The sequence below is a fragment of the Ureibacillus sp. MALMAid1270 genome (assembly GCF_049202975.1).
GTDB lineage: Bacteria > Bacillota > Bacilli > Bacillales_A > Planococcaceae > Ureibacillus.
This window is the reverse complement of the sequence record NZ_JBMIRP010000061.1, coordinates 1-22,554: the sequence shown is the minus strand read 5'-3', so window position 1 is coordinate 22,554 and position 22,554 is coordinate 1. Positions and strand designations below refer to the sequence as shown.

The following is a 22,554-nucleotide window of genomic DNA, read 5'->3' as shown; positions in this document are numbered from 1 at the left end:
CTGAAAAGGGGATGACAAAAATGCAAAATTCAAGCTTTTGGGATCATCCAGTAGTAGAAACAGCGGGATATTTCAGTGTAGTAATTCTCTGTTTAATAGTCTCAATGATACTATTTGAATTGGTGACAAAATATAAAAACTGGGAAGAAATCAGAAAAGGGAACGTTGCAGTTGCTCTAGCTACTGGTGGTAAAATACTAGGTGTATGTAATATTTTTAGGTATTCTATTGAACGTCATACATCCCTATTGGAAATGCTTGGATGGGGATTATTCGGTTTTTTATTACTCATCTTTGCCTATGTCTTATTTGAATTTTTAACGCCACATATTCATGTCGATGAAGAAATAGCTAAGGATAATCGATCAGTAGGGCTTATATCGTTTACGATTTCTTTAGGGTTATCCTTCGTCATAGGGGCAAGTATTATTTAGGAGCGTTTTTATGGAAAAATTAGCAAAAGTTCTTATTATCGTTTGTATATTATTTGTTTTAGTTGGAGTATACTATATGTTCACTGCATAGTATTCAATTTAAAACAATTTTTGACAAATTGAAGTTAGTAAATAGTTCAATGAACTATTTACTAACTTTTTTATTTACTAAAATTCTAAGTTTATATTATTTCGGAAAAACAAAATGAACATAGCTAATTTTATGAAAATAATAATGTTCTATTACTAAATACTGCAATAAAAACAGAAAAAATATACACTTTCTAGCTAATTATTGAAATTTTAGTAAAAACATAGTTGATATACAAATCTTTTTCAATTATAATAAATTCAGAAAATCGAATTTTCTGAACAAAGGGGAGATGTTCATGTTGGAGAAGGTTTGGCTTTCCCAATATCCAGAAGAAATACCAACTTCACTTACGTATGAAGAAATGCCTATTCAAAACTTACTGACTAGAGCATACGAGAAAAACCCAGGCAAAATTGTAATCCACTTTATGGGGAAAGAACTTAATTACAAAGAGCTTTATGAATCATCGCTCAAATTTGCTAATTATTTAAGGGGTCTTGGGGTGGAAAAAGGGGACAGAGTAGCAATTATGCTTCCAAACTGTCCACAAGCGGTAATTGCTTATTTTGGTATTTTGTATGCTGGTGGGATCGTCGTTCAAACAAATCCGCTATATACTGAAAGAGAGTTACAGTATCAAATGGCGGATTCTGGGGCAAAAGTGATTCTAGCAATGGATATTTTATATCCAAGGGTCACAAAGGTACTTAAAGAAACGAAAATTGAAAACGTTATCATTACGGGTATTAAAGATTATTTACCGTTTCCAAAGAATTTAGTTTATCCATTTATTCAGAAAAAACAATACGGATTTAGTGTAAAGGTTGAGCATAAGGGGATGACTCATCTATTTACAGAGATTATCCGTACTAGTGAAGCAAAACAACTTGAACAAAACAACCTTTCAGAAGAATTAGCTCTTCTTCAGTATACTGGAGGAACTACAGGTTTTCCAAAAGGGGTTATGCTAACGCATAGAAATTTAATAGCTAACACAAAAATGGCTGATGCATGGCTGTACAAATGTGTTGAAGGTGAAGAAGTTGTCCTTGGAATGCTACCATTTTTCCATGTATATGGGATGACTACAGTACTGTTATTAACTGTAATGAAAAATAATAAAATGGTTTTAATACCAAAATTTGATGTTGAAACTGCATTAAAAGCAATCGATAAACAAAAGCCTACGCTTTTCCCTGGTGCACCAACGATGTATATAGGATTATTAAATCATCCTAACTTGAGTAAATATAATTTATCTTCTATCAAAGCATGTATAAGTGGATCTGCTCCATTACCTGTTGAAGTTCAAGATAAGTTTGAAGAAGTAACGGGAGGGAAACTTGTAGAAGGTTATGGATTGACGGAAACTTCACCAGTAACCCATGCAAACTTCATTTGGGGTAAACGAGTGAAAGGGTCAATTGGTGTTCCATGGCCAGATACAGATGCTGTTATTCTACAATCCTCTGACGGAACGATCTTGCCTCCTGGTGAAATAGGTGAGATTGCCATTAAAGGTCCACAGGTGATGAAAGGATATTGGAATAGACCTGAAGATACTGCTATGACATTTTGTGATGGATGGTTTTTAACAGGTGATTTAGGGTATATGGATGAAGAAGGCTACTTCTATGTTGTAGATCGCAAGAAAGATATGATTATTGCTGGCGGGTTCAATATTTATCCGAGAGAAGTAGAAGAAGTGTTATATGAACACGAGGCTATTCAAGAATGTGTTGTTGCTGGAATTCCTGACCCATATCGTGGGGAAACAGTAAAAGCATATATTGTTTTAAAAGAAGGAAAAACAGTAACTGAAGAAGAATTAAATCAGTACTGCAGACAAAATTTAGCTGCCTATAAGGTACCGCGATTCTATGAGTTCCGTAAGGAATTACCGAAAACTGCTGTCGGTAAAATATTACGTCGTACTCTTGTAGATGAAGAAAAAGCGAAAGCGGAACAATTACAAGCAAAATAGCTATAAAGTGTTGACAGAAAATTGAATCAATTATAATATGAAAACATGAATGAATGGTCATTCATTTTATGTTTTCGTATTTTTTTGCAGAAATTTTCTATTTTACAGCTTTTTTTGCTTTTCGTTAACACTATTGACGAACAGCCAAGTTTTCTCATGGTGGTGTAAAACAATGAATCGTGATAAACCGAAATATAAACAAATTGTCGATGCAGCTGTTATTGCCATTGCGCAAAACGGATACCATCAAGCACAGGTGTCTAAAATCGCTAAGCAAGCAGGAGTTGCGGATGGGACTATCTATTTATATTTCAAAAATAAGGAAGATATATTAATCTCTGTCTTCCAAGAAAAAATGGGCGTTTTCGTCGAGAATTTAACGGAAATTATTCGTAAAGGTAAAACACCAGTAGAAAAATTATCCAATATGATTGATAACCATTTTCAAGTTTTAGCAAATGATCACCATCTGGCAACTGTTACACAATTAGAATTGAGACAGTCGAATAAAGATATCCGATTAAAAATAAACATGATCCTGAAAGAATACTTAAAATTACTAGATGAAATTTTAATTGAAGGTATGACAAAAGGTGATTTTGACCCAACGATGGATGTTCGCGTTGCCCGTCAAATGGTATTCGGCACAATTGATGAAAATATTACAACTTGGGTAATGAATGAATTCCGTTATGACTTGTTAGAAAGTGCACCAAAAGTAAAAAAAATATTATTAAATGGGCTGAAAGGCTAATTTGCAAGGGGGCTTAGGATATGGAATTTTTATCTTGGAAAGTAGAAGAAAGAGTAGCAATTGCTACGATTAATCGACCACCAGCGAATGCATTATCAAGACAACTAATTCTTGAGGTAAATGAAATGCTCGATCAACTAGAGCATGATGAATCTGTTAGAGTTATCGTCATTCATGGCGAAGGAAGATTCTTCTCAGCAGGAGCAGATATTAAAGAATTTACTGAAGTAGAATCCGGGGAAGAATTTTCAAAATTAGCAGCAAATGGTCAAGAAGTCTTTGAAAGACTTGAATCTTTTCCAAAACCTGTTATTGCATCCATCCATGGCGCTGCATTAGGTGGGGGACTAGAATTAGCAATGGGATGTCACATTCGCTATGTTGCCGAAGATGCAAAACTCGGGTTACCTGAGCTTAGCCTAGGATTAATTCCAGGGTTTGCAGGATCACAACGTTTACCAAAGTACGTTGGTACTGCAAAAGCAGCTGAAATGCTCTTTACAAGTGAACCAATTTCAGGTTCAGAAGCTGTTCAATATGGACTAGCTAACAAAGCCTTTCCAGCTTCAGAGCTTTTAGAGCAAAGTTTGACACTTGCTAAAAAGATAGCTGAAAAGAGTCCGATTGCATTAAAGGCAGCTATTCAAATGCTTCAGTACAGTAAAGATGCTTCCTATTATGAAGGGGTAAAAGCGGAAGCAAAAAGTTTTGGTACTGTGTTTGTTTCTGAGGATGCGAAAGAAGGAATTCAAGCATTCATTGAGAAACGTAAGCCTAATTTTACAGGTAAATAATTCTGAATAGGGGGTATGGAAAATGAATATTTACGTATTAGTTAAACAAACATTTGATACAGAAGAAAAAATCGTTATTTCGGGTGGTAAAATTCAAGAAGATGGTGCTGAATTCATCATCAACCCATACGATGAGTATGCAATTGAAGAGGCTATTCAAATAAGAGATGCAAAAGGCGGAAAAGTAACTGTTGTAACGATTGCTGGTGAGGAAGCTGAAAAAAGACTTCGTACAGCACTTGCAATGGGAGCAGATGAAGCAGTTTTAATTAATACAGAAGATGATGTAGAAGAGTTAGATCAGTCAGCTACTGCATTTATTCTAGCAGAATATTTGAAAGATAAAGAGGCTGACCTAATTTTAGCAGGTAATGTTGCAATTGATGGTGGTACAGGTCAAATTGGTCCGCGTGTTGCTGATTTATTAGGCATTAACTATGTTACAACAATTACTGATTTGGAAATTGATGGTACAGACGTAAAAATAGTACGTGACGTAGAAGGTGATTCTGAAGTAATCGAAACAAAATTACCATTATTAGTAACGGCACAGCAAGGGTTAAACGAACCACGTTATCCTTCTTTACCGGGGATTATGAAAGCGAAGAAAAAGCCTCTTGAAGAATTAGAGCTTGATGATTTAAATATTGATGAAGATGATCTTGAATTAAAGGTAGAAACTGTAGAGGTATATTTACCACAACAAAAGAATGCTGGTCGCATTTTATCAGGGGATATTGATCAGCAAGTGAAAGAATTAATTCAACTACTTCATTCAGAAGCGAAAGTAATCTAGAGGATTTTAGGGAAACGGAGGGATACACATGTCTAAAAAAGTATTAGTTTTAGGTGAAGTTCGTGAAGGGGTTATTCGTAACGTATCATATGAATCTATTGCTGCAGCAAAACAAATCTCTGACGGTGGAGAAATTGTCGGTTTACTATTAGGTGACAGCGTAGCAAATTTAGCTCCAAATTTAATCGCTTATGGAGCTAATCGAGTAATAACGGTGGAACATCCACATTTGAAATCTTATACTTCAGATGGATATAGCCAAGCAATTCTTGAAGTTGTAGATCAAGAAAAACCAGAAGCGATTGTATTTGGCCATACTTCTCTAGGTAAAGATTTATCACCAAAAATTTCATCTCGCTTAAAGTCAGGCTTGATTTCGGACGTAACTGAAATCGAGGGCACAGGAGACAGTGCATTATTTATTCGTCCAATCTATTCAGGAAAAGCGTTTGAAAAAGTAAAAGTGAAAGACGGTATTGTATTTATTACGATTCGTCCAAACAATATCGCACCTCTTGAAAAAGATGTAAATCGCACAGGAACAGTTACTTCTTTAGCAGTAGAAATTACTAACCTTCGTACGATTATTAAAGAAGTTATTCGTAAAACAGCTGAAGGTGTAGACCTTTCAGAAGCGAAAGTAGTAGTTGCTGGTGGACGTGGAGTGAAGTCTTCTGCAGGTTTTGAGCCACTAAAAGAATTAGCTAATTTGCTAGGTGGAGCTGTTGGTGCTTCTCGCGGTGCTTGTGACGCAGACTACTGTGATTATTCATTACAAATTGGTCAAACTGGTAAAGTTGTAACACCAGATTTGTATATTGCTGCTGGTATTTCTGGTGCAATTCAGCATTTAGCAGGGATGTCAAATTCAAAAGTCATTGTTGCTATTAACAAAGATCCAGAAGCAAACATCTTTAAAGTAGCAGATTACGGAATTGTAGGAGACTTATTTGAAGTCATTCCGCTAATGATCGAAGAGATTAAAGCATTAAAAGTAGGATCTTAATAAATCTAACTTAAGCCATACTATCTCAAGGTAGTATGGCTTTTACTATTTTGTTGTTAAAAGAAATTAATTTTAAGTTAATTAAATGTAAATTTTTTAATGTTATTTCAGTTCACTTTACTACCCCTCTTTTTTTACGCGTGCTATACTACATTAAGATGTTAGATTTAAGGAGGTTATGAAAATGGCAATAGTTCATGTAACAGATCAAAACTTTAACGAAGAAATCGCTAACGGCGTTGTGTTAGTAGACTTTTGGGCTACTTGGTGTGGGCCATGTAAAATGATCGCACCTGTATTAGAAGAAATCGATGCTGAAATTGGTGATCAAGTTAAAATCGCTAAATTAGATGTTGATAACAACCAAGCAACTGCTGCAGAATATCAAGTAATGTCTATTCCAACTTTACTTTTATTTAAAGATGGTCAACAAGTTGCGAAAACTGTTGGTTTCCAACCAAAAGAAGCTTTACTGGAATTCATCAACAACAATAAATAATTTGTTCAAATTAAACCGAGTGCTTTGTACTCGGTTTTTTTATTTTCTATGTTTTTTACGAACTTTCTTAAAACCATTTGGTCCAAAAGAGAAAATAAATGATATTTCCTCGCATTTCATATGATAAACAACTTATAATATTGTAAAACAAACTCTTTTAGGTGATAACGAATGAATGAAAACATTCAAAATAAATTAGCCATTTTGCCTGATGAACCTGGCTGTTACATAATGAAAGATCGACAAGGTACCATCATATATGTTGGAAAGGCAAAAATATTAAAAAATCGTGTCCGTTCCTATTTCACAGGTTCCCACGATGGTAAAACTCAACGTCTAGTGAGCGAAATTGAAGACTTTGAATATATCGTCACATCAAGTGATTTAGAGGCATTAATTTTAGAATTGAATTTAATCAAACTTCATGATCCGAAATATAATGTGATGTTAAAGGACGATAAAACCTATCCTTACATAAAAATTACAAACGAAAAATATCCCCGTGTCCTCATCACTCGTAAAGTAAAAAAAGATAAGGCAAAGTACTTTGGACCATATCCAAATGCAGGTGCTGCAAATGAAACAAGAAAACTTTTAGATCGAATATATCCTTATCGGAAGTGTAATAATTTGCCGGATCGTGTCTGTCTTTATTATCACCTTGGTCAATGTTTGGCTCCTTGCGTGAAAGAAATCGACACAAAAGTGTTTGACGAAATGACAGAGGAAATCTCCAAATTTCTTCATGGTGGGTATGAAGAAGTAAAAGAAAATCTTGAAAAGAAAATGATTGAAGCAGCTGAAAAATTGGAATTTGAACGTGCAAAAGAATACCGTGATCAAATTCAACATATTGAAACCGTTATGCAAAAGCAGAAAATGGTAACAGGGGATCTATCTAATCGGGACGTGTTCGGTTATGCGGTAGAGAAAGGTTGGATGTGTGTACAAGTCTTTTTTGTTCGCCAAGGAAAGCTAATTGAACGAGATGTTTCAACATTTCCTATCTATCGTGACCCTGAAGAAGAATTCCTTACATTTATTGGTCGATTTTATGATATACCAGAACATATAAAACCAAAGGAAGTTTTTATTCCTTCAACAATTGAGCAATCCATCTTAGAAAAATTACTAGAAATAAAAGTAATTACTCCAAAACGTGGATCGAAAAAAGAACTTGTAGATTTAGCAATGAAAAATGCAAAAATTGCTTTAAGTGAGAAATTCCAATTGATTGAAAGACAGGAAGAAAGAACAATTGGCGCATGTGAGGAATTAGGTAATGCGATGAATATTGCAGCACCGTTAAGAATAGAGGCTTTTGATAATAGTCATATGCATGGAACAGATGCTGTTTCAGCTATGGTTGTCTTTATTGATGGAAAGCCAGCAAAAAAAGAATATCGTAAGTATAAACTTCGAGAAACAGCTGCCCATGATGACTATGGCGCAATGCAAGAAGTAATTCGACGACGCTATACTCGAGTTTTAAAAGAAAACTTACCATTACCAGATTTAATCATTATTGATGGTGGGAAAGGGCAAATGGAAGTTGCCCGTGAAGTTATTGAAGATGAATTAGGTTTATTTATACCGATTGCAGGACTTGCAAAAGATGAAAAACATAATACATCTCAACTACTGTATGGAGAACCGCCAGTTCCAGTCGATATGAAACGTACAAGTGACGGGTTCTATTTATTGCAAAGAATTCAAGATGAAGTTCACCGTTTTGCGATAACATTTCTACGACAACAACATCAAACGAATGCGATTCAATCAGTTCTTGATGAAATCGAAGGAATTGGTCCAAAACGAAAACAGCAACTTTTAAAGTCATTTGGTTCTGTTAAGAAAATTCGTGAAGCTTCAATTGAGGAATTAAAAAATGCAAAAATACCTACAAAGCTAGCTGAATCAATCTACAACCATTTTAATAAAGACAACACATTGTCAACCGATTAATTGTATGATATTGTAAAACAAACTATGAATATCGCAGCAAAGATAGAGGTGCAGTTACCAATAGTATCTAGCATGAGGAGAACAATTCTGATGAATGTTAGTGAAAGGGGTACCTGCCGAAGCAGTTAATTGATTGTTCCAATTTTTTGCTGGTGGTGCATTTAAGAGATGTATCGCTGTCAAAATCTAATGTTTGTCTAGATTTTGGAGAGCTATCTCATAAGTTACTTTTTTCAATTAGTATAATTTGAGGCAGCTTTTAAGGGTTTTCCGAGAAAGCTGTCTTTTTTATCGAGATTTAGATTTGAAGGAGGATTGGACATGACTAAACTTGTGATTAAATTAGATGAACAAACCTTTGCATCATCTGATCGAATTGAACAAATCACAAATAAAATTATTCAAGAAAAAGAAAGTGGATATGATGTTGTTATAGTTGCGCCATTTATTAATTTAATAGACGAGAAAGTAAAACAATATGCCTACACTTTATCAGAACAACCCACTAAACGTGAGTTAGACTCCATTCGATCTACTAATACTCAAATTGCTAGTAGTTTACTTGCGATCGCTATGAATGCACGTGGATATAAAGCAGTTTCTCTAACAGGTTGTCAAGCAGGAATTGAAACGTTCTCAACGAAACGAAATGTTTTAATAGACCGAATTGAAAACGAATGTTTAAAAAATTATTTAAGTAAAGACATCATTCCGATTATTGCAGGTGCTCAAGGAAAAGATGCTGTAAATAATATTACTCTTCTTGGGGAAGGTGGCCCGGAAACTACTGCCGTTGCAGTTGCAGTTGCGATTGATGCCGAACGAGTTGATATTTACACAAATGCAACTGGAGTATTTACTGCTGATCCAAAAATTGTGAAAACAGCCAAACAAATTAAACAATTATCTTATGATGAATTGTTGGAATTATCATTACTAGGTTCAAAGATCATACATCCACGTGCTGTAGAATTAGCAAAAAAATATAATATGTCACTTGTGGTTTGCTCAAGTACAGAAAATATACCAGGTACAGTAATTAAGGGAGAGGTAGACATGGAGAGAAATTTAATTGTTCGTGGTGTTGCATATGAAACGGATATTATTCGATTAACAGTAGGATATGAATCTTATGAACAAGCATCACTTGCGAATTTGTTTACAACTTTAGCAGATAACCAAATCAACGTTGACATTATTGTACAGGCAGTCATTGATGGTGTGAACCCAACTGTTTCTTTCTCAATTGAGAAAGAAGTATTTGCTGAAGCGGTAAAAGTACTTGAGTCAAGTAAACGATCACTTGGATTTAGTTTTGCTGATTTTGAAGTTGGTTTAGCAAAGGTGTCCATTGTTGGCTCGGGGATGGTTTCCAATCCTGGTGTGGCTGCACGCATGTTCGATCGATTAAGAAGTGAAAACATTCCGGTAAAAATGGTAAGTACTTCTGAAATCAAAGTTTCTGTAGTTGTCCCACAAGATGATATGGTTCGTGCTGCAAATGCATTACACGATGAATTTAATCTAGTAGAAGAAATCGTATAATTTACTCCATTAAAAAAGGCAGATCCTCATTAACTAAGGATCTGCCACTTTTTATTCGATTTTTTCTTTTACATCCCATTTTACAGTGAATTGAATGACATTGCTTTTTTCTTTTTTCTCATCATAACATTCTGTTAAAAAGCCTTTAAATATTTGTATTTGCTCCGCAATAAAACCAGCTTCAAGGCGGAATTTTCGTTTCTCAATATTTAATAAGTCTGGTTCATTCGTAAGATTGAAGATATAACCATCTTTCAACTCTTTTTCTAAAGAAAGTACTCCCCACCCGGTATCCTCGAAAAATGAAATAATTAACTGCAAATCACTGCACGGAAATTTACGAGCAAGGTCTTTCCCAACCCAATAAAGAACATCTTCTTCATGTTTTCCTAAAATGGTAGGTAGTGCGTAATCTCTTAAAATTTCATAACCAAATGCTGGTACTTGTTTTTGATGGGATGTCATATAGAAAATTACCTCTTTTCTGTAAGAAAATTAATATTAATTAGATTTTATGCAAAAAATGAGAATGTTTGTAAGAAGAGTCATGTCTAAATTATGTATAAAAAATCTCAAGTTGCCTTGACGGTCATCGAGGTTGGGAGTACAATGGACATGTCATAATATTGTAACATGATAAGATATGCAGTCAATATTAAGCGGTTTCAAAATTGCGTATATCTTAATGTTGACTTAATATTTTAAATGTACTTGAGGGGGGTAATAATCTTGTCGAAGAATCATGAGTTTTATTGGCGCCGCTTACATTCACTATTAGGAGTTATTCCAGTAGGATTGTTCTTGTTGGTGCACTTTTCTATCAACTTCACTGCTACTCAAGGAGTAGAAGCCTACAATAATGCTGCTGGTATGATGGAATTAATTCCACATTGGCTATTGTTAATTGTTGAGTGGGTAGTAATTTACATACCATTATTATTCCATGGATTGTACGGTGTGTATATTGCGTTTACTGCAACAAACAATCTACAGCGCTTTGGCACATTCCGTAACTGGATGTTTGTATTACAACGTTTCTCTGGTGTATTCCTAGTTGTATTCATTGCATGGCACATTTTCCAAACTCGTATTCAAAAAGCGCTTGGAGATGAAGTGAACTTTGATATGATGGCTGAAATCGTTGCAAATCCATTAATGTTAGCATTCTACATTGTTGGTATTTTAGCTGCAACATTCCATTTATCAAATGGTATTTGGTCATTCTTAGTGAGCTGGGGTATTACACAATCTCCAAAATCACAAAAAGTTGCTACTTATGTAACAATGGCGTTCTTCGTAGTATTCAGTGTTGCTTTCGTAGCCGCTATTCTAGCGTTTGTGTAATAAGTTTGGTATGACATCCAATAGTAAAATTTGAGGAGTGAGGAATAATCATGGCGAAAAGTAAAATAATCGTCGTAGGTGGCGGATTAGCAGGGTTAATGGCAACTGTAAAAGCTGCTGAAGAAGGCACTGAAGTAGAATTATTCTCATTAGTTCCCGTTAAACGTTCACACTCTGTTTGTGCTCAAGGCGGAATTAATGGTGCGGTTAATACAAAAGGTGAAGGGGATTCTCCATGGATCCACTTTGATGATACAGTTTACGGTGGGGACTTCTTAGCGAACCAACCACCAGTTAAAGCAATGTGTGATGCTGCACCTGGCATCATTCACTTATTTGACCGTATGGGAGTTATGTTCAACCGTACACCTGAAGGTTTACTTGACTTCCGTCGTTTCGGTGGTACGTTACATCACCGTACAGCGTTCTCTGGTGCAACAACTGGACAACAATTACTTTATGCATTAGATGAGCAAGTTCGTCGTCATGAAGTTGCTGGTTTAGTAACGAAATATGAACACTGGGAATTCCTAGGTGTTGTTCTTGATGATGAAGGTGTTTGCCGCGGTATCGTTGCACAAAACATGCAAACTGAAGAAATCGTATCATTCCGTTCAGATGCTGTTATTATGGCTACTGGTGGTCCTGGTATTATCTTCGGTAAATCAACAAACTCAGTAATTAACACAGGTTCTGCAGCATCTATTGTTTACCAACAAGGTGCTTCATATGCGAATGGTGAATTCATCCAAATTCACCCAACTGCGATCCCTGGTGACGACAAAAACCGTTTAATGTCTGAATCTGCTCGTGGTGAAGGTGGACGTATTTGGACTTATAAAGATGGTAAGCCATGGTACTTCTTAGAAGAGAAATATCCAGCTTACGGTAACTTAGTACCTCGTGATATCGCGACTCGTGAAATCTTCGATGTATGTGTTAACCAAAAATTAGGTATCAATGGTGAAAATGTAGTTTATCTAGATTTATCACACAAAGATCCACATGAATTAGACGTAAAACTTGGTGGTATCATTGAAATCTACGAAAAATTCGTAGGTGATGACCCACGTAAACTTCCAATGAAAATCTTCCCTGCAGTACACTACTCTATGGGTGGATTATGGGTTGATTATGACCAAATGACAGAAATCCCTGGTCTATTTGCAGCTGGTGAATGTGATTACTCACAACACGGAGCAAACCGTCTTGGAGCTAACTCTTTATTATCTGCTATCTACGGTGGTTCTGTAGCTGGTCCAAATGCTGTTAAATATGTAAAAGGCTTGAAAAAACATGCTGAAGATCTTCCACAATCTCTATTTGATGCTCGTGTTCAAGAAGAGCAAGAAAAATGGGACAAAATCCTTAAAATGGACGGAACTGAAAACGCATATTTATTACACAAAGAACTTGGCGAGTTAATGACAGATAACGTAACAGTAGTACGTTATAATGACAGACTAGAAAAAACTTATAACAAACTTACTGAAATGTTAGAGCGTTGGGAAAACATCAACATTAATGATACTCAAAAATGGAGTAACCAAGGTGCTCACTTCACTCGTCAATTGAAAAACATGTTATATCTTGCTCGTGTTATTACTAAAGGGGCACTTTTACGTAACGAGTCACGTGGAGCGCACTATAAACCAGAATTCCCAGAACGTGATGATGAGAACTTCTTAAAAACAACTATGGCGAAGTTCAATCCACAAACTGGTGAACCAGAAATTAGCTACCAAGAAGTTGACGTTTCATTAATTCCGCCACGTAAACGTGACTATTCTTCGTAAAATATAAAGGGGGTCATGAAAAATGACAACAGCCGTAGGAACTACTGGAAGAACGGTAAAACTTGAAATCCTGCGTCAAGATCGCCAAGGTGAGTCTACACGTTGGGAAAAATTCGAAGTTCCTTACCGTCCTGGTATGAATGTTATTTCAGCTTTAATGGTTATCCAACAAAATCCAGTTACAGCTGATGGTCAAAAGACTTCTCCTGTAACTTGGGACATGAACTGTCTTGAGGAAGTATGTGGCGCTTGTTCGATGGTTATTAATGGTCGTCCTCGTCAATCTTGTTCTACACTGATTGACCAATTAGAACAACCTATTCGTCTTGAGCCAATGAAAACTTTCCCAGTGGTTCGTGACTTACAAGTAGACCGTAGTCGTATGTTCAATGCACTTAAAAAAGTTAAAGCATGGGTTCCAATCGATGGTACTTACGATTTAGGCGAAGGTCCACGTATGCCAGAACGTAAACGTCAATGGGCATATGAATTATCAAAATGTATGACTTGTGGTGTATGTATGGAAGCATGTCCAAATGTATCTGAAAAAGCTTCATTTATCGGACCAGCTCCACTTTCACAAGTACGTTTATTCAATGCACACCCAACTGGTGCAATGACAAAAGACGAGCGTCTAAACGCAATTATGGGTGATGGAGGTCTTGCAAACTGCGGTAACTCACAAAACTGTGTAGCTGCATGTCCAAAAGGTATTCCATTAACTACTTCTATTGCTGCATTAAACCGTGCTACTACTGTTCAAATGTTCCGTAACTTCTTCGGATCTGACCATATGGTAGACTAATAATAAATAAATTAACGCCTTACTAAGAGTTTAAAATTTATAGAAGGACATCTGCGTCAAACTTTTGACTTTAGATGTCCTTCTTTTCATGTCTTGCATACAATATGTGTGTATAATCTCATGAAATTGGAAACTGCTTTGAAAATCCGAAATACTCTTAAGTAACTAAAGGCGGTAAAGAACCAAAACTGGAACCTATAAGAAAGTGAAAGAATAGGTGGGGAACTACCTGTCTGAAATAATGTGCACAGATTATAAGAACTAAAAATTCAATACAATAATGAAAAATATCACAAAACTTAGAACTTAAATACAATAAGGGGTTGTCGGACTTTGCGAGCAAGTTATATTGTAGATCCAATTAAATGGGAAGAAGAATTTTCATTTCACACGGAGGTAAAAGTACGCTTTTCTGAAACAGATATGTATGGCCATTTAAATAATACAGTTCCATTTGTCTATTTTGAAGAAGCAAGAATCGAGTTTTTTAAACATATTGGATTTGATACTTGGTCTTCAGCAGAATCTGAAAAGATTGTTGTCGTTGCTGACCTTCAATGTGATTTTGTAAAGCAAGTTTATTTTGATGAAATTCTTCGAATCTATGTTAAAGCTGCACATATTGGGACATCTTCAGTTGACATTCATTATTTAGCGAAGAATTCGGAAAACCAACCAGTATTTACTGGACGTGGTGCTGTAGTACAAATAAATAAATCAACAGGAAAGGGAACCCCTTGGACACAAAAAGAAAAAATAATATTGCATGGGAAATAGTTAAAACGCCCTCACGCACCTATTACTCTCAACATACTTTACATAGAAGAGGAGATAGGAGGGTGTTGCCTTATGAATAGCCCGCAGCATCGTTCGCTTTTGACGAAAAGAGAACGTGAAATTTTCCAATTATTAATATTAGATTATACGACGAAGGAAATTTCGCAAAAGCTGAATATTAGCGAGAAAACGGTGCGTAATCATATTTCGAACACGATTCAAAAATTAGGTGTATCCAGTAGATCACAGGCATTGATTGAATTGCTGAGGCTAGACGAATTATCACTACACTGATTGGAGACTTGCTAATTCCAATTAAACACTTCAAAATAGTATTAACTTCATTTAACTTTTAACGATCACTATTTACAGAATACCCTTCTAGAAAAATGGTGTTAAACTGTAATGTAGAGTAAGTTAGTATTAAGCTAGTGAAGAATTATCTCTCCAGTATGTTGAGATAAGGATTTACATGAAGTGTAAACAGGTAGCAAGTTGAAGAATTTTCATTATAAAAAATCGGTAAAGCCTAACTTCATTTTTTGATTGGTACAACAATCATAGAAACATCTTTATATTAAGACCATCAAATATTTATTATCAACATTTTTTGGTTACATGAATTCGGGCAATATGACAATCGGGATGTTTTTACGAAAATATTTATAATGAGATACCGAAGATAAACTTAAAAAGATGAAATAAGAGTGCAGTTTCGTTAAGCTTTTCGCCTAGATTTACTTTCTTTTTAGCATTATACTTACAATTAAATGAAGCAAACAATAAGTAAAAATAAATACATGAAATAGATTAGAGAATTCACTAATGGGATTCTCTTATCTGTGTGATTATGTAAAGTTAAAGGATCGAGGCGGTTGTATGAATGCCCCTATTGGCGTAATTGATTCTGGGGTTGGTGGTTTAACTGTAACAAAAGAAATTATGAAAGTTTTACCACACGAGACCATTTATTATATTGGTGATACTGCGAGATGTCCATATGGGCCGAGAAATAAGCAGGAAGTAAAGAAATTTACATGGCAAATGGCTAAAGCATTACAAAGATTAAACATTAAAATGCTCGTCATTGCTTGTAATACTGCAACTGCTGTGGCATTAGAAAGTTTACAGCAAAAATTGCCAATACCTGTAATAGGAGTCATAAATCCGGGAGCTAGAGCCGCTGAGAAAAAAACAAAACGAAATGAAATCGTTGTATTGGCTACAGAAGGAACAATCAAAAGTGGAGCATATGAAAATGCACTACTATCTTTAAGTTCGAAAGCGAAAATAATTCCTCTTGCTTGCCCTACTTTCGTTCCCCTTGTTGAAAGTGGCGAATATGATGGGCAATTTGCATTCGACTTAGTAGCAAATGGTTTAAAACCACTAGCCAACAAAAAATTTGATACAGTTATATTAGGTTGTACGCATTATCCAATCATTCAACAGCATATCGAAAAAGTGGTCGGCCCAGATGTTCATGTGCTTTCTTCTGCTGAAGAAACAGCTAAAGAAGTAGGAGAATGGTTAGCATTTAATAACCAACTCAATACTAGTGGTGAAGAGCCACATCACATTTTCTACACTACTGGATCTATGCCTATTTTTCGAATGATTGCTGAAAAGTGGTTAGAACACAATCATTTAGATGTACGCCGTATCAAATTAGAAAAGTAAATTATGTTATCTTTCGGTTGTTTGAATCACTTAAATTCCATAGGATCAAGTCCATAAAATAGACTTGATTAAAATAAAGTGCCTGGTACCACAATGTACTAGGCACGATTTTATCTTTTATCAATGAAATTCAATTCTGATAGAAGTTTCTATTCTTACTTATCAAATGTTTTACTTTTCTCGAGGAGGACAAGCAATGACTAGACATGATGGACGTACAGCTGAACAATTACGTTCTGTACAAATAGAGCCAAATTATTTAATTCATCCAGAAGGCTCGGTATTAATACAGGTTGGGAATACAAAAGTAATTTGTACGGCAACTGTTGAAGAAAAGGTTCCTGGATTCCTACGTGGACAAGGGAAAGGTTGGATTACAGCGGAATATTCCATGTTACCAAGAGCTACTGCAGAAAGAACACAACGAGATGCATCTCGTGGTAGAATAAATGGCCGTACAATGGAAATTCAACGATTAATTGGACGAGCTTTACGTGCTGTAGTTGATTTAGAGGCACTAGGAGAGAAAACATTATGGATTGACTGTGATGTCATTCAAGCTGATGGGGGTACTAGAACAGCTTCTATAACAGGTGCATTCGTTGCTTTGACTCAAGCACTCGCAAAGATCCATAATGAAAAGCCATTTGCTAAATTCCCTGTTACTGACTTCTTAGCAGCAACAAGTGTTGGTTTTATTGATGAAATTGGTCCAGTATTAGACTTAGATTATGTAGAAGATTCATCTGCAAATGTAGATATGAATCTTGTGATGACTGGAAATGGTCGTTTTGTTGAAATTCAAGGCACTGGTGAAGAATCTACTTTCTCTCGAGAAGATTTAAATACATTACTTTCTTTAGGGGAAAATGGCATAGCTGAACTAATTGAAAAGCAGAAAGCGGTATTAGGTGAATCAGCTAAATTAGTTGGGTTTGTTAAATAGTTGCTTGTCAAAACATGTGCTATTAGAAAAGAGCACCTAAGTTTTGTCGATTGAAAATGAGTTTGGAGGAAATAAAATTGAAACAAGTTGTCATTGCTACAAAAAACAAAGGAAAAGCAAAAGATTTCGAAGCACTTTTCACGCCACTAGGCTATGAGGTTGTAACAATGTTTGATGTAGCTCCTGATATGGAGATTGAAGAGACAGGTACTACATTTGAAGAAAATGCGATATTAAAAGCAGAAACGCTTTCTCGTGAGTTGGGTAAGCTTGTTATTGCAGATGATAGCGGACTTGTTGTAGACGCATTAGGAGGCGAACCAGGGGTATACTCAGCTCGTTATGCTGGTGATCATGATGATGAAGCGAATATTGTAAAAGTATTAGAAAAGTTACAAGGGGTTCCTGAAGGAGAACGCACTGCTCGTTTTTGCTGTGTATTAGCTATTGCTGGGCCAGATATTGAAACATATACAGTGTTTGGAACGTGTGAAGGGATTATTTTAGATGAAAAACGCGGTACAAATGGATTTGGCTATGATCCTATTTTTTATGTACCAGAGCTTGGTCTTGCAATGGCAGAACTGTCTCCAGAGGAGAAAGGTGCAATTTCTCATCGTGGAAATGCGATTCGAAAATTAGCTGAAGAGTTGCCAATATTGCTAGGCTAGTTCTACTCGTAGGGGATGGGGTAAATGTAAACGAGTATAGTAGGTACTAAATCTCACATTTAATTTGCAATATTTAGTGGTGTATGTGTGAGTTTTAAAAATTTACGTGAGAATATTTAGCTTGGGGTGGTTTAATGAAACTATTAGTGATGAGCGATACTCATGGAAATGCAGAAGTGATAAAACAGGTTAGTGAAAGACATAAGGATGTTGACACGGTTATACATTGTGGTGATAGTGAATTAGCTTTTGACCACGAATATTTAGAAAATACAAAACGTGTGCGCGGAAATTGTGATCGTGATTCCCGATTTCCTAATGAAGAGTTATTTTCACTTTCAGGAAAGAAAATTTTTGTAACCCATGGGCATTTATTTAACGTGAAATCGTCTACTATGAATTTATTTTATCGTGCAAAAGAAGTAGAAGCTGATGCTGTCTTTTTTGGCCATTCTCATGTATTAGGCTGCGAATTGTTGGACAATGTATTATTTGTGAACCCAGGAAGCCTCTTAATACCAAGAGGAAATAATGATAAGAGTTATACAATTGTCGAGTTTGTGAATGATGAATGGTATGTAACAGCCTATACAGCGGAGCGCAATGAAATATTCAAAAAACGTTTTCAGTTAATTAAATAAAAAAATTTACATTTAACAAAAAAAGTTTAGAAAATCCGTTGACATTATCATTTTTTATAGATATAATAAATCTTGTCTTTCATGGAAAAACCATTCATGAATGCCATGTCTCAGTAGCTCAGCCGGATAGAGCATACGCCTTCTAAGCGTACGGTCGGGGGTTCGAATCCCTCCTGGGACGTCGAAGGGTTCAGATAGAAGAAGTTTGAACCAAGTGAATTTGCTTCAAATCCTTATTATTTAAGGGTTTGGAGCATTTTTTCATTTTTGGAGAAAAAGAAAGAAACCGAAAGAAAAAGGTGTTTTTTATACACGTTATACACAAATTTCACACAAGGGTTTATCCGCTATAAGTTAGTAGATCCTCAAAAATAGAAGCAGTTTTCGAAGAGTCACGCTCACGAAGTTCTTTTAAGAGATGTGCGTAAGTAGAAGTGGTAATATCAATGGAAGCATGACCAAGTCTTTCACTTACATAAAGAACAGAAATATCTTGATAAAGAAGAACGCTAGCATGAGTATGACGTAAACCATGAACTGTAATAATAGGTTTGATTTTTAGTTTTTTTATTGAAGCTCGTAACACATCATTTAACCGATCATTAGTAATAACTTGAATTGGCGAATCAGATGTGTAGAACACTAGGCGATTTTCATTCTGAGGATGATTTGCAATTTTAAGTACCTGTTTTTTTAAAATGTTCATCGTTGCTTTATCTAATCCAATTGTACGTTCAGATGATTCATTTTTCAACGGACCAAATCCTCCATCCTCTTTATAGCGCCATTGTCGATGAATTTTAACCGTACTTTCTTTAAAATTAATATCTTCAATTGAAAGACCAACTAATTCCCCGTATCGTACACCGCTAGTTAAAGCAACAATTAACATCGTATATTCAAGACCATTGTCAATATTTGCATGTAAATACTTTAATAGTAGTTGACTAGCATCATAATCCAAGAACTTTTCAGATGATTTTTTACTAGCTGCTCCGGTGATGGTAACATTTCGTGTAAAGTCCGTTTTTATCAAACCTTCATCAATTGCTTCCCTTATACAAGTGCGAATAAAGCCATTCATTTTACGATTTGTTGTTTTAGCAAATTGTTCTCCCATAATATTAAGAAATTCTTGATATTCACGTTTAGTAATACTCTGAATAGCTTTATCTTCAAAATAGTTTAGAAGTTTGGTGTGAGTTGCTTTATAAGAGTTTAGGGTTATATCGGATATATCTCGCTTATAAGTCTTGAACCATTCTAAAAAATATTTTTCAATCGGATAGTCCTTTTGTGGATCGAGTACTCCGTTTTTTAAATCAAGTTCCATCTGTAATGCTGCTTCTTGTGCTTCTTTTTTAGTTCGAAATCCCCCTTTGCGAATTGGTTTTTGCTTACCGTCTATTGTGCGGCTAATGGCATATTGCCATGTGTTACCGCGCTTTGTGAAGCTTGCCAAATGATTACCTCCTTTATTTGGTATAATCATAGTATAGTGTTATAAAGAGTGTTTTGGAAATGAGAGTTTGCTGTTGCAATTAGGTGAGATGTGAAAAATTGAACTTAAATTAACGGGGAAGGTTAGCTGAAGAGTGCTGCTTAATAAGTTTTCAACAATCGGGCCAGATTGTGAAGGATTATATTACTCTTTAAGTAACTGCTTGTTAGTTAAATAAGTATTACTACGGTAAACTCTTCTTTGCATGTAAGTTTACTCGACGCATATTTCAATAAATCCTTTGGTTTAGCTCTAAAGAGAAACATAAATTTTAATCTAAATACTAGAACAGAATTCTTTAATATTGGGAATTCCTTTTTTTACATAAAGTTCCTTTTGTATCTGTTAAAATATAATTATTAAAATGTAATTTTATAACAGAAAGAAGGGATTGTTTGGTAACGTATAAAAACGTAATCTCAACAATTGGTCAAGGGAATAAGTTAAGTCGATGTAAAGATGCTAATGGTAAAAGCTTTAGTAGAGAAGAAATTATTGATAGTTGGAAAGTGTCATATCATGAAAAAGTATCTCGAAATAAAGGTGAGATTGGTTTGCGATTGCCTCAATTTGGAGCATTATCCGCAATTCGCGCTCATTGGGCCATATCAAATTCTCCAGCAACGATTATTTTACCTACTGGAACAGGAAAGTCTGAAACAATGTATGCTACTATAATTTCTGAAAGATTATCCTCAACATTAATTATAGTACCGTCCAATCTTTTGAGAGAACAAATTTTTGAAGGAGCAAGTCATTTTGGTATTCTACCAGAACTAGAAATGATTTCAGATGAAGTAATTTATCCAACTTACTTTTATGTATAAATCAAAAGTAAAAGCCGAGCATGAAAAAGATCTGATTACTGCAATTGAAGAGTCGAATATTATCGTTTCAACTCCTGGAATGATAAATAAAATGCCTTCAGTAATTAGGGATAAACTAGTTGAAAAGGTGGAAGTTGTTATTTTTGATGAAGCGCATCATTTAGCAGCACCCGAGTGGGGAGAGGTTAGAAAAAGGTTTTCGGGAAAGAAGATCCTACAGTTTACTGCAACTCCATTTAGAAATGATGGTAAAAAAATTGATGGTAAAATTATTTTTAATTATGGATTGGGACTTGCACAAGAAGCTGGGTATTTTAAGCCAATCGACTTTTATCCAATTCAAGTGTTTGATGAACAAAAGTCTGATGAAGAAATAGCAAAAATTGCAATTCAGCATTTGAGTGAGGATTTGGACAAGGGATACGAACATGTTCTTCTAGCAAGAGCTAAGAGTCGTAAACGTGCGGATGAGTTATATGAAAAAATATATTCCCGATATAAAGAGTTTAATCCTGTGGTAATTCACACAGGTGTTTTACCTTCACAAAGAAAAAAATATTTGAGCCAAGTAAAAGATGGTATAGCAAAAATTGTGGTATGTGTCGATATGTTTGGGGAAGGTATTGATATCCCAACACTTAAAATTGCAGCAATTCATGATAAATATAAGTCGCTTCCAATTACACTTCAGTTTATTGGACGATTCGCTCGAACAAGTGGAAATAATTTAGGTAATGCAAAACTTATAACGAATGTGGCAATGGACGATTTGAAGGAATCGATTGAAGAGTTATATCAACAAGATTCAGATTGGAATCAACTTCTCAATACACATTCCCATCAAGCTATCAATCAAGAAATTAAACTTAGTGAATTCATTGGTAAGTTTAAAAAAGATCACGTTAAGGCTATAGATTTATCGCAAGTAAAGATGAAAATAAGTACACGGATGTTTCGCTACCCTTCGAAAACAACATTTATAGAAGGATGGCAACAAGTCTTGGATCCTGACAGAACAACCCAATTTATAAATGAAGAAGATTCTGTTTACATTTTTATTGAGGAAATTGAATCAAATGTAGTCTGGTCAGATCAGAAGGATATTGTGCAATATGATTATGATTTCTTTGTAATTTTTTTTGATGAAGAAAATGGAATTATTCATATAAATGAAACTGATGCTGGAAAAGGAAATCGGCTTGTTGAAAATATATTCCCGAAATCGTTGGCAATGAAGGGCGATTCAATATATCGAAGTTTAGATGGAATAAATCGATTGATGATTGGAACTTTGGGATTGAAGCAACAACCCAGTGGAAGAATCAGCTTTAGAATGTTTGCAGGGACTGATATAAAATCCGGTATTAATGAGGTGGTTGTATCGGGTTCGACTAAATCTAATTTATTCGGTTATGGGTATAAAGATGGAGGTCGTATTAGTATTGGTTGTTCGTATAAAGGGAAAGTTTGGATGCGTTGGGTAGAAAGGATAAACTTTTGGACTAGTTGGTGTAAGGATATAGGTAAGAAAGTTTTGGATGATGCTATTGATACTAATAACTCAACTTTCGCAGAGTGAAATCGGTAAATAAGCCTTGATATAATTAGGTAGTTCTGAGATCCACTGCTCCAGTTGACTTTGTATTAACTTTTTGATTTTCTTATTTGTTTGTTCAAGCGCATCTTCAAGAAGTT

At 35.3% G+C, this 22,554-nt stretch carries 22 protein-coding genes, 1 tRNA gene and 1 riboswitch; of the genes, 21 read left to right on the top strand and 2 right to left on the bottom strand.

Annotated features, from left to right (window positions below; translation table 11 throughout):
- Positions 1-20 precede the first annotated feature (20 nt).
- From ACOQFO_RS08255 to ACOQFO_RS08215, 9 genes are all read left to right on the top strand, one after another.
- On the top strand, positions 21-434 hold the full coding sequence (locus tag ACOQFO_RS08255; RefSeq protein WP_421689209.1) for a DUF350 domain-containing protein: 414 nt from the start codon (positions 21-23) through the stop codon (positions 432-434).
- A 389-nt stretch (positions 435-823) separates the two neighbouring features.
- A complete protein-coding gene (locus tag ACOQFO_RS08250; protein ID WP_421689208.1) occupies positions 824-2,512 on the top strand; it encodes a long-chain-fatty-acid--CoA ligase in 1,689 nt (562 codons plus the stop codon).
- A 172-nt stretch (positions 2,513-2,684) separates the two neighbouring features.
- On the top strand, positions 2,685-3,266 hold the full coding sequence (locus ACOQFO_RS08245; RefSeq protein WP_421689207.1) for a TetR/AcrR family transcriptional regulator: 582 nt from the start codon (positions 2,685-2,687) through the stop codon (positions 3,264-3,266).
- Between the two features lie 20 nt (positions 3,267-3,286).
- A complete protein-coding gene (locus tag ACOQFO_RS08240) occupies positions 3,287-4,060 on the top strand; it encodes an enoyl-CoA hydratase (RefSeq protein WP_421689206.1) in 774 nt (257 codons plus the stop codon).
- Positions 4,061-4,082: 22 nt separating this feature from the next.
- Entirely contained in the window at positions 4,083-4,856 is a 774-nt protein-coding gene (locus tag ACOQFO_RS08235; RefSeq protein ID WP_421689205.1) for an electron transfer flavoprotein subunit beta/FixA family protein, read from the top strand.
- 28 nt (positions 4,857-4,884) lie between these two features.
- Positions 4,885-5,862, top strand: a complete 978-nt coding sequence (locus ACOQFO_RS08230) for an electron transfer flavoprotein subunit alpha/FixB family protein (RefSeq protein WP_421689204.1) — start codon at positions 4,885-4,887, stop codon at positions 5,860-5,862.
- A gap of 178 nt (positions 5,863-6,040) precedes the next feature.
- The gene (gene trxA, locus ACOQFO_RS08225) at positions 6,041-6,361 is read left to right on the top strand and encodes a thioredoxin (protein WP_421689203.1); all 321 of its coding nucleotides are present in this window, start codon (positions 6,041-6,043) and stop codon (positions 6,359-6,361) included.
- 171 nt (positions 6,362-6,532) lie between these two features.
- The gene (gene uvrC / locus ACOQFO_RS08220) at positions 6,533-8,326 is read left to right on the top strand and encodes an excinuclease ABC subunit UvrC (RefSeq protein ID WP_421689202.1); all 1,794 of its coding nucleotides are present in this window, start codon (positions 6,533-6,535) and stop codon (positions 8,324-8,326) included.
- 35 nt (positions 8,327-8,361) lie between these two features.
- A riboswitch (Lysine riboswitch) is annotated at positions 8,362-8,549 on the top strand.
- Positions 8,550-8,647: 98 nt separating this feature from the next.
- Complete coding sequence (locus tag ACOQFO_RS08215; protein ID WP_421689201.1) at positions 8,648-9,871, top strand: aspartate kinase; 1,224 nt, start codon at positions 8,648-8,650, stop codon at positions 9,869-9,871.
- Positions 9,872-9,922: 51 nt separating this feature from the next.
- Here ACOQFO_RS08215 and ACOQFO_RS08210 read toward each other — a convergent pair whose 3' ends face one another.
- Positions 9,923-10,336: a YslB family protein gene (locus ACOQFO_RS08210; RefSeq protein ID WP_421689200.1), complete on the bottom strand. Its 414-nt coding sequence runs from the start codon at positions 10,334-10,336 to the stop codon at positions 9,923-9,925.
- A gap of 264 nt (positions 10,337-10,600) precedes the next feature.
- Between ACOQFO_RS08210 and ACOQFO_RS08205 the strand changes: the two genes are divergently transcribed.
- The 10 genes from ACOQFO_RS08205 to ACOQFO_RS08160 all read left to right on the top strand — a co-directional run bounded on the left by ACOQFO_RS08205 (position 10,601) and on the right by ACOQFO_RS08160 (position 18,712).
- Positions 10,601-11,215, top strand: coding sequence for a succinate dehydrogenase cytochrome b558 subunit (locus ACOQFO_RS08205; protein ID WP_421689199.1), 615 nt, complete (start codon positions 10,601-10,603; stop codon positions 11,213-11,215).
- 50 nt (positions 11,216-11,265) lie between these two features.
- Entirely contained in the window at positions 11,266-13,011 is a 1,746-nt protein-coding gene (sdhA, locus tag ACOQFO_RS08200; RefSeq protein ID WP_421689198.1) for a succinate dehydrogenase flavoprotein subunit, read from the top strand.
- A 22-nt stretch (positions 13,012-13,033) separates the two neighbouring features.
- Positions 13,034-13,816: a succinate dehydrogenase iron-sulfur subunit gene (gene sdhB, locus ACOQFO_RS08195; RefSeq protein WP_421689197.1), complete on the top strand. Its 783-nt coding sequence runs from the start codon at positions 13,034-13,036 to the stop codon at positions 13,814-13,816.
- Between the two features lie 333 nt (positions 13,817-14,149).
- Complete coding sequence (locus ACOQFO_RS08190; RefSeq protein WP_421689196.1) at positions 14,150-14,593, top strand: acyl-CoA thioesterase; 444 nt, start codon at positions 14,150-14,152, stop codon at positions 14,591-14,593.
- Between the two features lie 72 nt (positions 14,594-14,665).
- Positions 14,666-14,887 (top strand): helix-turn-helix domain-containing protein, encoded by a 222-nt coding sequence (locus ACOQFO_RS08185; RefSeq protein ID WP_036186004.1) that lies wholly within the window; start codon positions 14,666-14,668, stop codon positions 14,885-14,887.
- Positions 14,888-15,472: 585 nt separating this feature from the next.
- The gene (racE, locus tag ACOQFO_RS08180) at positions 15,473-16,273 is read left to right on the top strand and encodes a glutamate racemase (protein ID WP_421689195.1); all 801 of its coding nucleotides are present in this window, start codon (positions 15,473-15,475) and stop codon (positions 16,271-16,273) included.
- 196 nt (positions 16,274-16,469) lie between these two features.
- Complete coding sequence (rph, locus tag ACOQFO_RS08175) at positions 16,470-17,219, top strand: ribonuclease PH (RefSeq protein WP_421689194.1); 750 nt, start codon at positions 16,470-16,472, stop codon at positions 17,217-17,219.
- A 77-nt stretch (positions 17,220-17,296) separates the two neighbouring features.
- Entirely contained in the window at positions 17,297-17,890 is a 594-nt protein-coding gene (locus ACOQFO_RS08170) for an XTP/dITP diphosphatase (protein WP_421689193.1), read from the top strand.
- 134 nt (positions 17,891-18,024) lie between these two features.
- Positions 18,025-18,531, top strand: a complete 507-nt coding sequence (locus ACOQFO_RS08165; protein ID WP_421689192.1) for a metallophosphoesterase — start codon at positions 18,025-18,027, stop codon at positions 18,529-18,531.
- A 107-nt stretch (positions 18,532-18,638) separates the two neighbouring features.
- Positions 18,639-18,712 (top strand) — tRNA-Arg (locus tag ACOQFO_RS08160).
- A gap of 159 nt (positions 18,713-18,871) precedes the next feature.
- On the opposite strand, the gene ACOQFO_RS08155 is transcribed toward ACOQFO_RS08160, so the two are convergent.
- Entirely contained in the window at positions 18,872-19,993 is a 1,122-nt protein-coding gene (locus tag ACOQFO_RS08155) for a tyrosine-type recombinase/integrase (RefSeq protein ID WP_421689191.1), read from the bottom strand.
- A 434-nt stretch (positions 19,994-20,427) separates the two neighbouring features.
- On the opposite strand from ACOQFO_RS08155, the gene ACOQFO_RS08150 reads away from it, so the two are divergent.
- Positions 20,428-20,859 (top strand): DEAD/DEAH box helicase family protein, encoded by a 432-nt coding sequence (locus tag ACOQFO_RS08150; RefSeq protein ID WP_421689190.1) that lies wholly within the window; start codon positions 20,428-20,430, stop codon positions 20,857-20,859.
- Entirely contained in the window at positions 20,852-22,438 is a 1,587-nt protein-coding gene (locus tag ACOQFO_RS08145) for a DEAD/DEAH box helicase (protein WP_421689189.1), read from the top strand. Before ACOQFO_RS08150 ends, ACOQFO_RS08145 begins: the two co-directional genes overlap by 8 nt.
- Positions 22,439-22,554 lie beyond the last annotated feature (116 nt).

Excerpts from the sequence above, each read along its gene's own strand:
- sdhA (WP_421689198.1), top strand. The coding sequence starts at position 11,266 with ATGGCGAAAAGTAAAATAATCGTCGTAGGTGGCGGATTAGCAGGGTTA.
- ACOQFO_RS08255 (WP_421689209.1), top strand. The coding sequence starts at position 21 with ATGCAAAATTCAAGCTTTTGGGATCATCCAGTAGTAGAAACAGCGGGA.
- ACOQFO_RS08230 (WP_421689204.1), top strand. The coding sequence starts at position 4,885 with ATGTCTAAAAAAGTATTAGTTTTAGGTGAAGTTCGTGAAGGGGTTATT.
- ACOQFO_RS08145 (WP_421689189.1), top strand. The coding sequence starts at position 20,852 with ATGTATAAATCAAAAGTAAAAGCCGAGCATGAAAAAGATCTGATTACT.
- rph (WP_421689194.1), top strand. The coding sequence starts at position 16,470 with ATGACTAGACATGATGGACGTACAGCTGAACAATTACGTTCTGTACAA.
- sdhB (WP_421689197.1), top strand. The coding sequence starts at position 13,034 with ATGACAACAGCCGTAGGAACTACTGGAAGAACGGTAAAACTTGAAATC.
- uvrC (WP_421689202.1), top strand. The coding sequence starts at position 6,533 with ATGAATGAAAACATTCAAAATAAATTAGCCATTTTGCCTGATGAACCT.
- ACOQFO_RS08250 (WP_421689208.1), top strand. The coding sequence starts at position 824 with ATGTTGGAGAAGGTTTGGCTTTCCCAATATCCAGAAGAAATACCAACT.
- racE (WP_421689195.1), top strand. The coding sequence starts at position 15,473 with ATGAATGCCCCTATTGGCGTAATTGATTCTGGGGTTGGTGGTTTAACT.
- ACOQFO_RS08165 (WP_421689192.1), top strand. The coding sequence starts at position 18,025 with ATGAAACTATTAGTGATGAGCGATACTCATGGAAATGCAGAAGTGATA.
- ACOQFO_RS08240 (WP_421689206.1), top strand. The coding sequence starts at position 3,287 with ATGGAATTTTTATCTTGGAAAGTAGAAGAAAGAGTAGCAATTGCTACG.
- ACOQFO_RS08245 (WP_421689207.1), top strand. The coding sequence starts at position 2,685 with ATGAATCGTGATAAACCGAAATATAAACAAATTGTCGATGCAGCTGTT.
- ACOQFO_RS08210 (WP_421689200.1), bottom strand. The coding sequence starts at position 10,336 with ATGACATCCCATCAAAAACAAGTACCAGCATTTGGTTATGAAATTTTA.
- ACOQFO_RS08215 (WP_421689201.1), top strand. The coding sequence starts at position 8,648 with ATGACTAAACTTGTGATTAAATTAGATGAACAAACCTTTGCATCATCT.
- ACOQFO_RS08185 (WP_036186004.1), top strand. The coding sequence starts at position 14,666 with ATGAATAGCCCGCAGCATCGTTCGCTTTTGACGAAAAGAGAACGTGAA.
- trxA (WP_421689203.1), top strand. The coding sequence starts at position 6,041 with ATGAAAATGGCAATAGTTCATGTAACAGATCAAAACTTTAACGAAGAA.
- ACOQFO_RS08235 (WP_421689205.1), top strand. The coding sequence starts at position 4,083 with ATGAATATTTACGTATTAGTTAAACAAACATTTGATACAGAAGAAAAA.